The organism is Dactylosporangium sp. NPDC048998 (assembly GCF_043197855.1).
Lineage (GTDB): Bacteria > Actinomycetota > Actinomycetes > Mycobacteriales > Micromonosporaceae > Dactylosporangium.
The window spans coordinates 18,845-31,037 of the sequence record NZ_JBICTV010000055.1 but is presented as its reverse complement, the minus strand read 5'-3'; the positions used below and the strand labels follow the sequence as shown (position 1 = coordinate 31,037).

The 12,193-nt window shown below is 72.9% G+C and carries 13 protein-coding genes; 8 read left to right on the top strand and 5 right to left on the bottom strand.

The genetic code is table 11. The features are described from left to right. The first annotated feature begins 150 nt into the window (after positions 1-150). The gene (locus ACGFI8_RS45560) at positions 151-2,604 is read left to right on the top strand and encodes a beta-L-arabinofuranosidase domain-containing protein (RefSeq protein ID WP_392814752.1); all 2,454 of its coding nucleotides are present in this window, start codon (positions 151-153) and stop codon (positions 2,602-2,604) included. A gap of 119 nt (positions 2,605-2,723) precedes the next feature. Here the strand turns inward: ACGFI8_RS45560 and ACGFI8_RS45555 are convergent, their stop codons facing one another. Beyond that, the gene (locus tag ACGFI8_RS45555) at positions 2,724-3,263 is read right to left on the bottom strand and encodes a hypothetical protein (RefSeq protein WP_392814750.1); all 540 of its coding nucleotides are present in this window, start codon (positions 3,261-3,263) and stop codon (positions 2,724-2,726) included. Positions 3,264-3,364: 101 nt separating this feature from the next. After that, a complete protein-coding gene (gene lexA, locus ACGFI8_RS45550) occupies positions 3,365-3,973 on the bottom strand; it encodes a transcriptional repressor LexA (RefSeq protein WP_392814748.1) in 609 nt (202 codons plus the stop codon). Between the two features lie 137 nt (positions 3,974-4,110). Here lexA and ACGFI8_RS45545 point away from each other — a divergent pair, with 137 nt between their 5' ends. Next, positions 4,111-5,259 (top strand): hypothetical protein, encoded by a 1,149-nt coding sequence (locus tag ACGFI8_RS45545; RefSeq protein ID WP_392814745.1) that lies wholly within the window; start codon positions 4,111-4,113, stop codon positions 5,257-5,259. On the opposite strand, the gene ACGFI8_RS45540 is transcribed toward ACGFI8_RS45545, so the two are convergent. Continuing rightward, positions 5,193-5,645, bottom strand: a complete 453-nt coding sequence (locus ACGFI8_RS45540) for a GNAT family N-acetyltransferase (protein ID WP_392814742.1) — start codon at positions 5,643-5,645, stop codon at positions 5,193-5,195. The genes ACGFI8_RS45545 and ACGFI8_RS45540 overlap by 67 nt on opposite strands. A 16-nt stretch (positions 5,646-5,661) precedes the next feature. Between ACGFI8_RS45540 and ACGFI8_RS45535 the strand changes: the two genes are divergently transcribed. Beyond that, a complete protein-coding gene (locus ACGFI8_RS45535; protein ID WP_392814739.1) occupies positions 5,662-5,988 on the top strand; it encodes a hypothetical protein in 327 nt (108 codons plus the stop codon). Here ACGFI8_RS45535 and trxA read toward each other — a convergent pair. Beyond that, positions 5,968-6,402, bottom strand: coding sequence for a thioredoxin (gene trxA, locus ACGFI8_RS45530; RefSeq protein ID WP_392814736.1), 435 nt, complete (start codon positions 6,400-6,402; stop codon positions 5,968-5,970). The two genes, ACGFI8_RS45535 and trxA, sit on opposite strands and share 21 nt — an antisense overlap. A gap of 232 nt (positions 6,403-6,634) precedes the next feature. Here trxA and ACGFI8_RS45525 point away from each other — a divergent pair, with 232 nt between their 5' ends. After that, entirely contained in the window at positions 6,635-6,784 is a 150-nt protein-coding gene (locus ACGFI8_RS45525) for a hypothetical protein (RefSeq protein WP_392814734.1), read from the top strand. Positions 6,785-6,791: 7 nt separating this feature from the next. Here the strand turns inward: ACGFI8_RS45525 and ACGFI8_RS45520 are convergent, their stop codons facing one another. Further along, the gene (locus tag ACGFI8_RS45520) at positions 6,792-8,231 is read right to left on the bottom strand and encodes a PucR family transcriptional regulator (RefSeq protein ID WP_392814732.1); all 1,440 of its coding nucleotides are present in this window, start codon (positions 8,229-8,231) and stop codon (positions 6,792-6,794) included. A 132-nt stretch (positions 8,232-8,363) separates the two neighbouring features. On the opposite strand from ACGFI8_RS45520, the gene ACGFI8_RS45515 reads away from it, so the two are divergent. From ACGFI8_RS45515 to ACGFI8_RS45500, 4 genes are read left to right on the top strand one after another with little or no spacing between them, the layout of a single operon-like run. Next, positions 8,364-9,347, top strand: coding sequence for an ABC transporter ATP-binding protein (locus ACGFI8_RS45515; protein WP_392814729.1), 984 nt, complete (start codon positions 8,364-8,366; stop codon positions 9,345-9,347). 14 nt (positions 9,348-9,361) lie between these two features. Next, a complete protein-coding gene (locus tag ACGFI8_RS45510) occupies positions 9,362-10,549 on the top strand; it encodes an ABC transporter substrate-binding protein (RefSeq protein ID WP_392814727.1) in 1,188 nt (395 codons plus the stop codon). Further along, positions 10,546-11,382 carry an ABC transporter permease gene (locus ACGFI8_RS45505; protein WP_392814724.1) on the top strand — a complete coding sequence of 279 codons (837 nt, stop codon included), beginning with the start codon at positions 10,546-10,548 and terminating at the stop codon, positions 11,380-11,382. The genes ACGFI8_RS45510 and ACGFI8_RS45505 overlap by 4 nt, the downstream gene beginning before the upstream one ends. After that, positions 11,379-12,191: an ABC transporter permease gene (locus ACGFI8_RS45500; protein WP_392814721.1), complete on the top strand. Its 813-nt coding sequence runs from the start codon at positions 11,379-11,381 to the stop codon at positions 12,189-12,191. Before ACGFI8_RS45505 ends, ACGFI8_RS45500 begins: the two co-directional genes overlap by 4 nt. Positions 12,192-12,193 lie beyond the last annotated feature (2 nt).

The following is a 12,193-nucleotide window of genomic DNA, read 5'->3' as shown; positions in this document are numbered from 1 at the left end:
CGCAGAGCCCGTGGGTCACCGCCTTCCGCGGCGCGCTGTTCGGCGACGCGAAGAAGTCCCTCGACGACGGCGCCGCGGCACTGACCGCCTCGCTGAAGCAATAGAGCCCGTTCATGTCATCGCTCCGCATGCTGCGTAGAAAGGACTGACATGTCACCTCAGCTCACCCGCCGCACGCTCCTCGCGGCGTCAGCCGGCGCGGCCGCCGCCACGGCGCTGCCAAGCACCGAGCCCGCGGCGGCCGCCACCGCCGCGCGGCCCGACACCGGCGTGTCCGCCTACGCCTTCCCGCTCACCGCCGTCCAGCTGCTGTCCAGCGCGTTCACCGCCAACGCCGGGCGCACCCAGTCCTACCTGCTGTTCCTCGACAACGACCGGATGCTGCACACGTTCCGGCTCAACGTCGGGCTCGCCTCCTCGGCCACGCCGTGCGGCGGCTGGGAGTCGCCCACCACCGAACTGCGCGGGCACTCCACCGGGCACCTGCTCAGCGCCCTCGCCCAGGCGTACGCCAGCACCGGCGACACCGCCTACAAGACCAAGGGCGACCAGCTCGTCACCGTCCTGGCCCAGTGCCAGTCCCGCGCCGCCACCGCCGGCTACAACACCGGCTACCTCAGCGCGTTCCCGGAGAGCTTCATCGACCGGGTCGAGACCCGCCAGTCCGTCTGGGCGCCGTACTACACCCTGCACAAGATCATGGCCGGGCTGCTGGACATGCACCTGCTGGCCGGCAACGCCCAAGCGCTCACCGTGCTGACCGGCATGGCGTCGTGGGTCAAGTTCCGCAACGACCGGCTCACGCTCACCCAGCGGCAGAACATGCTCGGCACCGAGTTCGGCGGCATGAACGAGGTGCTCACCAACCTCTACCAGCTCACCGGCGACCCCAACCACCTGGCCGCCGCGCAGCAGTTCGACCACGCGGAGATCTTCGACCCGCTCGCGGCCAACACGGACGCGCTGAACAACTACCACGCCAACACGCAGATCCCGAAGATCATCGGGGCGATCCGGGAGTACCACGCGACGGGCACGACCCGCTATCGCGACATCGCCGTGAACTTCTGGGACATCGTCACCCGCCACCACACGTACGCGATCGGCGGCAACTCCAACGGCGAGTACTTCAAGGCGCCCGACCGCATCGCCAGCGAGCTGTCGGACTCCACCGCCGAGTGCTGCAACACCTACAACATGCTCAAGCTGACCCGGCAGCTGTTCCTCACCAACCCGGCCCGCGCCGACTACATGGACTTCTACGAGAAGGCGCTCTACAACCACACCCTCGCCTCGCAGGACCCGAACTCCGCGCACGGGTTCCAGTGCTACTACGTGCCGCTGCGCGCCGGCGGGATCAAGACGTACAGCAACGACTACAACAGCTTCGTGTGCTGCCACGGCACCGGCATGGAGAGCAACACCAAGTACGGCGACTCCATCTACTTCCACGACGGCGCCGCCACCGTCTACGTCAACCTGTTCATCCCGTCGGTGCTCACCTGGTCGGCCCGCGGCGTCACGATCCGCCAGGACACGACCTTCCCCGACGCCGGGGCCACGAAGCTCACCGTCACCGGCTCCGGCACGTTCACCGTCAAGGTGCGCATCCCCGCCTGGGCCACCGGCGCGCAGCTGAAGGTCAACGGCGCCGCGCAGCCCGCGCCGGCGCCCGGCGCCTACGCCACGATCAGCCGCACCTGGGCCTCCGGCGACGTCGTCGACGTGACCCTGCCGATGGCCCTGACCCGCGAGGCGACCAACGACAACAGCACCGTCCAGGCGGTCAAGGTCGGCCCGATCGTGCTCGGCGGCCTGTTCGGCACCAGCAACCTCTCCGCCCTGCCGGTGCTCGACCCGGCCACGCTCACCGCCACGAGCACGCCGCTGCAGTACACCGCGGGCGGCGTGACGCTCCAGCCCTTCTACAAGGTCCACGGCCAGCGGTACTCCGTGTACTGGTCGGTGACCGGCGCCCCGCCGCTGCCCGCGTTCGTCGCCCACTACCCGTTCGACGGCAGCGGCGCCGACGCGACCGGCAACGGCCGGACCGCCACCCTGGTCAACGCCGCCTACACGACCGGGCGCACCGGCAGCGCCGTCAGCCTCAACGGCAGCAACGGCTACGTGTCGCTGCCCGCCGGCATCCTCAACGGGGCCACGGCGTTCTCGATCGCGCTGTGGGTGCGCATCGACACCCTCACCACCTGGACGCGGGTGTTCGACTTCGGCACCGGCACCGGCGTCAACATGTTCCTCACCCCGAGGTCCAGCGCCGGCACCGCCCGCTTCGCCATCACCACCAGCGGCTCCGGCGGCGAGCAGCGCATCGACGCGCCGGCCGCGCTGCCGGCGGGGGCGTGGACCCACGTCGCCGTCACCCGCACCGGCAACCTCGGCATCCTGTACGTCAACGGCGCCGAGGTCGCCCGCAACGCCGCGCTCACGCTGAGCCCGGCGAGCCTGGGCAACACGACCCAGAACTGGCTCGGGCGCTCGCAGTACGCCGACCCGTACCTCGCCGGCGCGCTGGACAGCGTCCGGCTCTACAGCCGGACGCTGAGCGCCTCGGAGGTGGCGTCCTTCTTCTCCAGCGGCACCTGATCGTTGTCAGTGGGCGATGCCCACTGTCTGTCAGGAGGCGATGTCCACGACGACGCGCGCCGGGCCGGGCAGCAGCATGATCCCGAAGCCGTGCCGCGCCGTCGTGGACACGTCGGCCGTCACGATGCCGGCGCCGACCACCGCGAACCGCAGGTCCGCGCCGGCTGGTGGGCGACGTCGACCGCGATGCGGTCCGGGCCGTGCAGCACGAGCACCCGGAACCCGACCCGGTCGTCGACGCCCAGGCCGAAGCCGGCGCGGCCCTCGAAGAACCCGCCGGAGCGGATCTGGCGCAGCGTCGGCAGCGCCGGGTCGTAGCCGCGGCTCAGGTCCAGGGCCGGGGTATCCAGCCCGGTGAAGGTGACGACCAGGACGGCCGCCCCGGCGACCGGGACGGTGTTACCCCGGCCCTGTTCGACCAGCGTGCCGTATTCGACGCGGTAGCCCGGGGTGCCGCCGGTGAAGTCGAACACGGTGCGGTCGTAGGCGTCGTGCCGGCCGGTGCGGATCCCGGTCAGGACCGGACGGCCCGGGCCGGAAGGGTCGCCGGCGATGGGCGAGGTGCCCGCCGGGGCGGGCAGGTCCGCGGCGAGCGCGGTGGCCGGTAGCACCAGCACGAGGCCGGCGCACGCCGCCGCGGCGAGCAGGATACGGCGCATTGCTGTGCTCCTTTCTTGAGTCGAGAGGTGCACAGCTGACGCGGGATCATGCCCGGCGGTTTACGTCGGGTCGCCGACGTCCCGCGCGGCCCGTGCCGGCGTCACATCCGGCGCAGCACGCAGACCACCCGGCCGAGGATCTCGGCGTCGTCGCCGGGGATGACCTGATAGTGCGGGTTGCGCGGGACCAGCTCGACGTGGCCGTCGCGCTGGCGGTAGGCCTTCACGGTCGCCTCGCCGTCGAGCATCGCGGCCACGATGTCGCCGTTCTCCGCGACCTGCTGCTGGCGCACCACCACGATGTCGCCGTCGCAGATCGCCGCCTCGATCATCGAGTCGCCCTTGACGTGCAGCGCGAACAGCGTGCCGTGCCCGACCAGCGTGGTGGGCAGCGTCAGCTCGTCGTCGGGGACCTGCTCGGCGAGGATCGGCCCACCGGCGGCGATCGTGCCGACCAGCGGCACCGGCACGCCCGGGTCGGCGCCCGGCGGCACGTTGTCGAACGGGCCGCGGATGTCGACCGCCCGGGGCCCGTGCCCGTCGCGGCGCAGCAGCCCCTGCTGCTCCATCGCCTTGAGATGGTGCGCCACCGACGAGGGCGACCCGAGGCCGATCGCCGCGCCGATCTCCCGCACCGTCGGCGGATAGCCGTGCCGCTCGATCGACTCGCGGATGACCGCCAGGATGCTCTGCTGCCGCGGGCTCGTCATGTGAGCACGATACCGTAGTTCTTCGATCAGATGTACGAATCCGCCTGGGATCGACCGATCGGGGGTGGCGGCGCCGCGCCCGGGATCCGCTGTTCGGCCCCGTCCGCGCGGCCGCGGCGCGCCGTATGCTGACCGCCATGCTCGACAGGCCGCTGCTGTCCCGGGATCCGCACCCGCAGCGCGTCGAAGGCGTGGCCGGGCTCATCGCCGCGGGCGACGACGACGGCCTCGCCGCGGCGCTGGTCGACCTGGCCGCCGCCAACCACGACGTGTGGTGCCTCGACGGCGCCGAGGCGCGCGACGCGGTCCGCGCGCTGCCCGACGGCCGCCGGCACGCCCTCATCCTGCGCCTCGTCGACCGGGCCGCGGCCACCGCCCCGCCGGTGCGCGTCGACGCCCTGCTCATCGAGGCCGCCGAGGGCATCGGCCCGGACGCGCTGTCCTGGCGGGCCGCGCGCCACCTTTCGGGCATCGCCGCCGCGAGCGAGACGGGCCTGCCCGGCGTGCTGGCCGCCCTCGCGCAGGTCGCCGAGCGCGAGACCGGCGCCGCCCCGCCCGCGCTGCTGGCCGTGATGCGGCGCACCGCCCAGGAGTACGCCAAGCGCTGGCCCGCCGGCCTGTGGGCGCCGATCCAGCCGTGGCTGGACCGCACCGCCGGCACCCTCAACGCCGGGGAGCCGTGGGCGGAGGCCGCCAATGCCCAGGCGCCGGCCGGAGACCTGCTGTCGCACGCCCTGGCCGCGTCCGGCGCGAAGCCGGCCCCGCGCTGGTCGAGCCGTGCCGCGCAGCTCACCGCCGACCTCGGCGGCGAGCAGTGCCGTGCGCTGGTTCGCGGCTGGCTGGCCCTGGTGCCGAGCCCGCGCACGATCCCGCTGCGCCCGGCCGGTCGCCGGGACCCGAACGAGGTGCCGGACCCGTACAACGCCCGGGCGCTGCGCGGCCTGCTGTACCTGCTGGCCGTGACGCCGCCGCACCCGGACGACGTGCCGGTCGTCGGGCGGCTCGCGCAGTACACCGCGGAGAAGGTCCCCGGCCACGGCCCCCGCAGCCAGATGGTCGCCCACGCCTGCGTCTACGCCCTGGAGCGCTTCAGCACCGTCCCGGCGCTGCGCGAGCTGATCCGGCTCCGCTCGCTCGGCCAGCCCCCGGGCATCGCCAACGCCCTGGCCGCCGCGATCGCCCGCCGCTCGGTCGCCCTGGGCGTCGGCCCGGCCCCGGATCACGCGCCGGCGATGACCCGGCACATCCAGATCGAGTCCTCGGTCTCGAAGCCGTGCCGGGCGTAGAAGGTCCGGACCCGCTCGTTGTGCGCCTCGGTCTCCAGGAACATCGTGGACGCGCCGGCCTCGGCCGCGGCGGACACCGCGCGGCGCAGCAGCTCGCCGCCGAGGCCGCGACCGCGCTCGCGCACGTAGATCTCGTCGAGCAGCGCCTCGCGCCCGCCCGACTCCAGGCTCCAACCCCAGGTGACGACCGCGTACCCGATCGGCGGCCCGCCACCGCCGGCGAGCCACACCTGGCCGTGCTCGTCGCCGGCCAGTAGCGGGCGCAGCGCGCGGGTGACCCGCTCCGCGTCGAAGTCGTGCCGGTCGGCCGCGCAGAACTCGCGCACGAGCGCCAGCAGCGCGTCGAGGTCGTCCGGGCCGGCGCGATACACCTGGGGCTCTCCCACGGCCGCCAATGTACCCGTGGGAAAATCGGGCGTGACCGCCGTGCTCACCGTCGCCGCACTCATCGCCCTGGTCTACGCCGCGCTGATCTGCGCGCACGCGGCGGCGATCCGCCGGCGCCGGCTGCGCGGAGCCTATGAGCCGCGCGCGGCGCGCTGGCTGGCGGCCCGCTTCGGCCCGCTGCCCGAGCCCGGCGCGGCCGAAGACCGGCTGGCCCGCGCGGAGCGGCGCACCACCGACCGGCTGCTGCGCGGCGAGCTCGACCCGGCCGAATACCGCGCGGCGATGGCCGAGGTCGCCGCGCTCGAGGCCGAGGAGCGCCCGCTACGGACGTTTCGCCGCTGACGCCGGCGCCAGGGTCTGCTCGACCCATGAGCGCAGCACGGCGGCCGAGGCGGCGCCGGCCTGGCGCGCCACGACCTTGCCGTCCTTGAGGACCATCAGCGTCGGTACGGCGCGGACGTCGAACCGCCGCGACAGCCCGGGCGAGTCGTCGACGTTGACCTTGACCAGCTTGACGGTGCCGGCGAGGTCCCCGGCGACCTGCTCCAGCGCCGGCCCGACCATCCGGCACGGCCCGCACCACGGTGCCCACAGGTCGACCAGCACCGGCGTCGAGGACCGCTCGGCCACCTCGCCGAAGGTCGCGTCGTCGGCGTCGACGATCCACGGCACGGCCTCCCGGCACTTGCCGCACACCGGCTTGCCGGCGGCGGAGGCGGGCACCCGGTTGCGCTGGCCGCATCGGACACATGACACGATCCGTGAACTCATGCCGGGTACGACGCCCGCGCCGCCGCGCGCATTCCCGGCCGGTACGTGGCCGCGCGGCGGGCGGCAGACGGCGCGGCGGCGCCGAACCGTACAGTGTCACGTGCGGGAGCGCCCCGGCCACGGCACCGGCCCGGGCGCTCCCGTCCCAGCAGCCCTGCAGCGTCTGTCCGCACCGCGCGGCGGCGGCCGGACAGCGGGTGGTGTTACGTTCCGGGGCATGCATGAGCGCGCGGCGCGGACGTTGGAGCGGCTGCGGGAGTTCTACGCGGCGCCGGCCGCGCCGCTCGCCGGGGACCCGGCCGGGCGGGCGCTGGAGCTGTTCCGCGAGGTGGCGGCGTCGGTGCCGGCGTACCGCTACAGCCGGTGACGCGCGCTCACAGCGACACCGCGTGCAGGGCGAGCCACAGCTGGACGCGGTCGGCGGTCGAGGTGAGCCGCCGGCCGGTGAGCCGCTCGATCTGCTCCAGGCGGTAGCGGACCGTGTTGCGGTGCACGTAGAGGCGCAGGGCCACCTTCGCGACGGAGCCGTCCTCCTCGAGGTACACCCGCAGCGTCTCGACCAGCGCGGCGCCGGACGACGCGTCGAAGTCCAGCAGCGGCGCCAGGACCTCCCGGCCGAGGTCGGCCAGCGGCAGGTCGTCGCTGGCCAGCAGGAGGCCGGGCAGCGACAGCGGCTCGCGGCCGTTGATGCCGGGGCCCCGGCTGAGCGCCTCGCGGGCCTCGTAGAAGCTCCAGCGCAGGCCGTGCACGCCGCTGTAGGCGCCGCCCACGCCGACCCGGGCGCCGTCGCCGAGCTGGGCGACGTAGGCGAGGGTCTTCGCGGCGACGTCGGCGGCGCTGGGTGAGCGGCCGACGAGGACCACGAGGTGGTCGTCGAGGTGGGCGGTGGCCACCGGCTCGACGCCGGTCTCGGCGAGGGGATAGACGCTGCCGGGCAGCGCCCGCAGGCCGGCCACGTCGGGCGCGGTGGCCAGGACGACGGTGTACGGGTGGGACACGTCCACGCCGAACGCGAGCAGCCGCCGCTCGGCCTCGGCGGGCGCGATCGTGGTGCGCACGATGTCCTCGACGAGGTGGCCGATGAGCTCGCGGCGCCCGGCCAGGACCGCCTGGCGGCGGGCCAGCTCCAGGCCGACCAGGCTCGCCGCGTAGGGCAGGATGTCGTCCTCGCCGGCCGCGACCGCGCCGGTGCACAGCGCCGCCTCGACGGTGCCGCCGACCTCGACCGGGTCCTGCCGCGCCGCGCCCGAGGGCCACGGCAGCCCGGGCGGCGCCGAGGCGAAGACGTGGCCGTAGGCGTCCACGACGCCGACCGGCGCGCCGACCATGCGCCGCAGCGCCTCCACCATGCCGGTGAGCCCGCCGCCGGACAGCAGCGCGCGGGTCAGCTCGTCGTGCATGCGCAGCAGCGCCCGCTGGCGGCCGTAGTGCGCGGCGAGGACCCGGTCGGCGACGAGCCGGTCGACGGCGATGAACGGGGTCTCGTACGGCACCTCCAGGATCGGCAGCCCCGCCGCCCCGGCCTCGGCGAGCGTCGCCGGCGGGACGCCGCGGTGGGTGAGCCCGGTGCCGAAGCCGATCGCGGCCACCCCGCGCTCGGCGACCCGGCGCACGAACTGCCGCTGCGCCGCGGCGGTGCGCTGGCGCAGTCCGGTGGTGAGGACCAGTTCGCCGCCCTGCAGCCAGTGCCGCGGGTCGTCGAGCTCGGTCACGGCGCACCAGCGGATCTCCCGCTGCAGGTCCGCGCGCGATCCGGCGCGCACGACGAGGTTGAGCTCTCTGCTGGCGACGAGGTCGGCGAGGCGCACGGTCACGGCCGTGACTGTACGCGCGCACAACGATTCGCTGAAGCGTTGTGCATCGGTCCATTGGAGTCGGTGCCCGATTTCCCTACGGTTCGTCAATCCAGCCGCAGCGGCGCGACGGAACGAGGGAGCAGTGTCTGCATGAGCGATCCGGCGATCCGGTTGACGGGGCTGCGCAAATCGTTTGGGTCCGTCAACGCCGTCAACGCCGTCGATCTGGAGATCGCCGACGGCGAGTTCTTCTCCATGCTGGGGCCCAGCGGCTCCGGCAAGACGACCGTCCTGCGGCTCGTCGCCGGCTTCGAGACGCCCACCGGCGGCACCGTCGAGCTCGGCGGGGTCGACGTCACGCGGCGCCCGCCGTACGAGCGCGACGTCAACACGGTCTTCCAGGACTACGCGCTGTTCCCGCACATGTCGGTCCTCGACAACGTCGCCTACGGGCTGCGGGTGCGCCGGGTGCCGCGCCGCGAGCGGCGGGAGCGGGCCGAGGAGGCGCTGCGCTCGGTACGCCTGGACGGCTACGGCGACCGGCGCCCCGCGCAGCTGTCCGGCGGGCAGCGGCAGCGGGTGGCGCTGGCCCGCGCGCTGGTGAACCGGCCCAAGGTGCTGCTGCTCGACGAGCCGCTCGGCGCGCTGGACCTCAAGCTGCGCGAGGAGATGCAGGTCGAGCTCAAGGCGCTGCAGCGCCAGGTCGGCATCACGTTCGTATTCGTCACCCACGACCAGGAGGAGGCGCTGACGATGAGCGACCGCGTCGCCGTCTTCTCCGACGGGCGCATCGAGCAGGTGGCCACCCCGGCGGAGCTCTACGAGCGCCCCGCGTCCCCGTTCGTCGCGAGCTTCGTCGGTACCTCGAACCTGTTCCCCGGCGACAAGGTCCTCGGCCGCCCGGGCCTGTTCTCCCTGCGGCCGGAGAAGGTCCGCGTCGACGGCGACGGCGACTGCGCGGCCCCCGGGGTGGTGGCCGAGGTGGTGTACGCCGGCGCCGTCACCCGCCTCGTCGTGGACCTCGACGCCGGCCCGCGGATGGTCGTGCTGCTGACGTCGTCGGCCGACCTGCCCGCGCTGCGCGGCCGGCCCGTGCGCCTGACCTGGAACTCCTCCGACCTCATCGCCCTTTGATTAAGGAGTCCTACATGCGTCGATATCTTGCCGCGTTCGCGGCCCTGTTGACCCTCGCCGCCTGCGGGGACGGCGCCACCAAGGACGCCGGCCCGGGCCCCGCCGGCGCGCAGCTGCCGAAGATCGACAAGCTGGCCAGCCTCGGCCCCGGCGAGGGCGCGGTGAACATCGTCGCCTGGGCCGGGTACGCCGAGGACGGCAGCAACGACCCGAAGGTCGACTGGGTCACCCCGTTCGAGAAGGAGACCGGCTGCAAGGCCAACGTGAAGGTCGCCGGCACGTCCGACGAGATGGTCACGCTCATGAAGACCGGCGACTACGACGTGGTCTCCGCCTCCGGCGACGCCTCCCTGCGCCTCATCTACGGCGGCGTCGTCGCCCCGGTCAACACCGACCTGGTGGCCAACTACAAGGACGTCTTCGACGGCCTGAAGAACAAGGCGTGGAACTCCGTCGGCGGCGTGTCCTACGGCATCCCGCACGGCCGCGGCGCCAACCTGCTCATGTACCGCACCGACGTGGTCAAGCCCGCCCCGACCTCGTGGGACGTCGTCTTCGACGCCAACTCGCCGTACAAGGGCAAGGTCACCGCCTACGACTCGCCGATCTACATCGCCGACGCCGCGCTGTACCTCATGAAGCACAAGCCGGAGCTGGGCATCAAGAACCCGTACGCGCTGGACGACAAGCAGTTCGACGCGGCCGTCGAGCTGCTCAAGGGCCAGCAGAAGGTGATCGGCGAGTACTGGTCGGACTACACCAAGGAGGTGCAGTCGTTCAAGTCCGGTAACTCCGTGCTCGGCACCACCTGGCAGGTCATCGCCAACCTCGCCGAGGCCGACCAGGCGCCCGTCGAGGCGATCCTGCCCTCGGAGGGCGCGACCGGCTGGTCCGACACCTGGATGATCGCGGCCAAGGCCAAGCACCCCAACTGCGGGTACCTGTGGATGAACCACATCATCTCCCCCGAGGCCAACGCCGCGGTCGCCGAGTGGTTCGGCGAGGCGCCGTCGAACAAGCTGGCGTGCGCCAAGACCGCCGACCCGCAGCACTGCGCCACGTACCACGCCGAGGACGAGGCCTACTACGGCCAGGTCTGGTACTGGACCACCCCGGTCGCGGACTGCGTCGACGGGCGCACCGACGTCAAGTGCAAGGACTACAGCGACTGGACCAAGGCCTGGACGAGCATCAAGGGATGAGCGAGTTCTTCCACCGCCATCCACGAGCCCGGCTGGCGGCGCTGCTCGCGGCGCCGCTGGCCTGGCTCCTCGTGGCCTACCTCGGCTCGCTCGCGGTCCTGCTCACCTCGTCGCTGTGGCAGGTCAACGGCTTCACCGGCGAGATCGTGCACGCCGCGACCCTGGACAACTTCCGCACGATCCTGACCGAGCCGGTGTACCGCACCGTCGTGCTGCGCAGCATCGCCGTGGCCGCGGCGGTCACCGTCATCGACGGCGTGCTCGCGGTGCCGATGGCGTTCTTCATGGCGAAGATCGTCACGCCGCGGTACCGCCGGATCCTCCTCGTCGCCGTCGTCACCCCGCTGTGGGCGAGCTACCTGGTCAAGGCGTACGCGTGGCGCGTGATGCTGGCCAACGACGGCCCCCTGGACCGGCTCTTCGGCGGCCCGGGCTACGGCCTGCCGGCGACCGTGCTGGTCCTGTCGTACCTGTGGCTGCCGTACATGATCCTGCCCGTCTACGCGGGCCTGGACCGGCTGCCCGACTCGCTGCTGGAGGCCTCGGCGGACCTCGGCGGCCGCCCGGCCCGCACCTTCCGCGCGGTGGTGCTGCCGATGCTCGTACCGTCCATCGTGGCCGGTTCCATCTTCACCTTCTCGCTGTCGCTGGGCGACTACATCACCGTGCAGATCGTCGGCGGCAAGAGCCAGCTGATCGGCAACCTGGTGTACGCCAACATCGGCGCCGCCAACGACCTGCCGTTCTCCGCGGCCCTGGCCACCATCCCCGCCCTCGTCATGGTCGTCTACCTGCTCGCGGTCCGCCGCACCGGCGCATTGGAGAACCTGTGACGCTGTCGCGCACCGCCCGCGTCGCGCTGGGCGTGGTCACCACGCTGGGCCTGGCGTTCGTGTACGTGCCGCTGGCCCTGGTGCTGCTGAACTCCTTCAACGCCGACCGCACGTTCGCGTTCCCGCCGCGCGGGCTCACCCTCACCTGGTGGTCGAAGGCGTGGGACAGCAACGGACTGCGCTCGGCGCTGTGGACGTCGCTGCAGGCCGGCCTCGGCGCCACGCTCGTCGCCCTGGTGCTGGGCACGATGGTGGCCTTCGCGGTGCAGCGGTACCGTTTCTTCGGCCGGGAGGCGGTCTCGCTGCTGGTCCTGCTGCCGATCGCGCTGCCCGGCATCGTCACCGGCATCGCGCTGGACACCGCGTTCCGGTCCGTGATCGCGCCGCTCGGCCTCGGCAAGGGCCTGCTGTCGGTGGTGATCGGCCACTCCACGTTCTGCGTCGTGGTCGTCTACAACAACGTGCTCGCCCGGCTGCGCCGCACCGGCGCCTCCTACCTGGAAGCCTCCGCCGACCTGGGCGCCCGCCCGTGGCAGACGTTCTGGCACGTCACGTTCCCGCTGCTGCGCTCGGCCCTGTTCGCCGGCGGGCTGCTGGCGTTCGCGCTGAGCTTCGACGAGATCGTGGTCACCACCTTCACCGCCGGCCCCGGCACCGAGACCCTGCCGATCTGGATCTTCAACAACCTGTTCCGCCCCAACCAGGCCCCGGTCATCAACGTGGTCGCCGCGGTGCTCATCGTGCTGTCGATCGTCCCGGTGTACCTGGCCCAGCGCGTCTCCTCCGACACCACCGGCGGCCGGCTGTGACC

What these genes read in the sequence shown, in the direction of transcription:
- ACGFI8_RS45560 (WP_392814752.1), top strand. Translation starts at nt 151, where the DNA reads ATGTCACCTCAGCTCACCCGCCGCACGCTCCTCGCGGCGTCAGCCGGC.
- ACGFI8_RS45555 (WP_392814750.1), bottom strand. Translation starts at nt 3,263, where the DNA reads ATGCGCCGTATCCTGCTCGCCGCGGCGGCGTGCGCCGGCCTCGTGCTG.
- lexA (WP_392814748.1), bottom strand. Translation starts at nt 3,973, where the DNA reads ATGACGAGCCCGCGGCAGCAGAGCATCCTGGCGGTCATCCGCGAGTCG.
- ACGFI8_RS45545 (WP_392814745.1), top strand. Translation starts at nt 4,111, where the DNA reads ATGCTCGACAGGCCGCTGCTGTCCCGGGATCCGCACCCGCAGCGCGTC.
- ACGFI8_RS45525 (WP_392814734.1), top strand. Translation starts at nt 6,635, where the DNA reads ATGCATGAGCGCGCGGCGCGGACGTTGGAGCGGCTGCGGGAGTTCTAC.
- ACGFI8_RS45515 (WP_392814729.1), top strand. Translation starts at nt 8,364, where the DNA reads ATGAGCGATCCGGCGATCCGGTTGACGGGGCTGCGCAAATCGTTTGGG.
- ACGFI8_RS45510 (WP_392814727.1), top strand. Translation starts at nt 9,362, where the DNA reads ATGCGTCGATATCTTGCCGCGTTCGCGGCCCTGTTGACCCTCGCCGCC.
- ACGFI8_RS45505 (WP_392814724.1), top strand. Translation starts at nt 10,546, where the DNA reads ATGAGCGAGTTCTTCCACCGCCATCCACGAGCCCGGCTGGCGGCGCTG.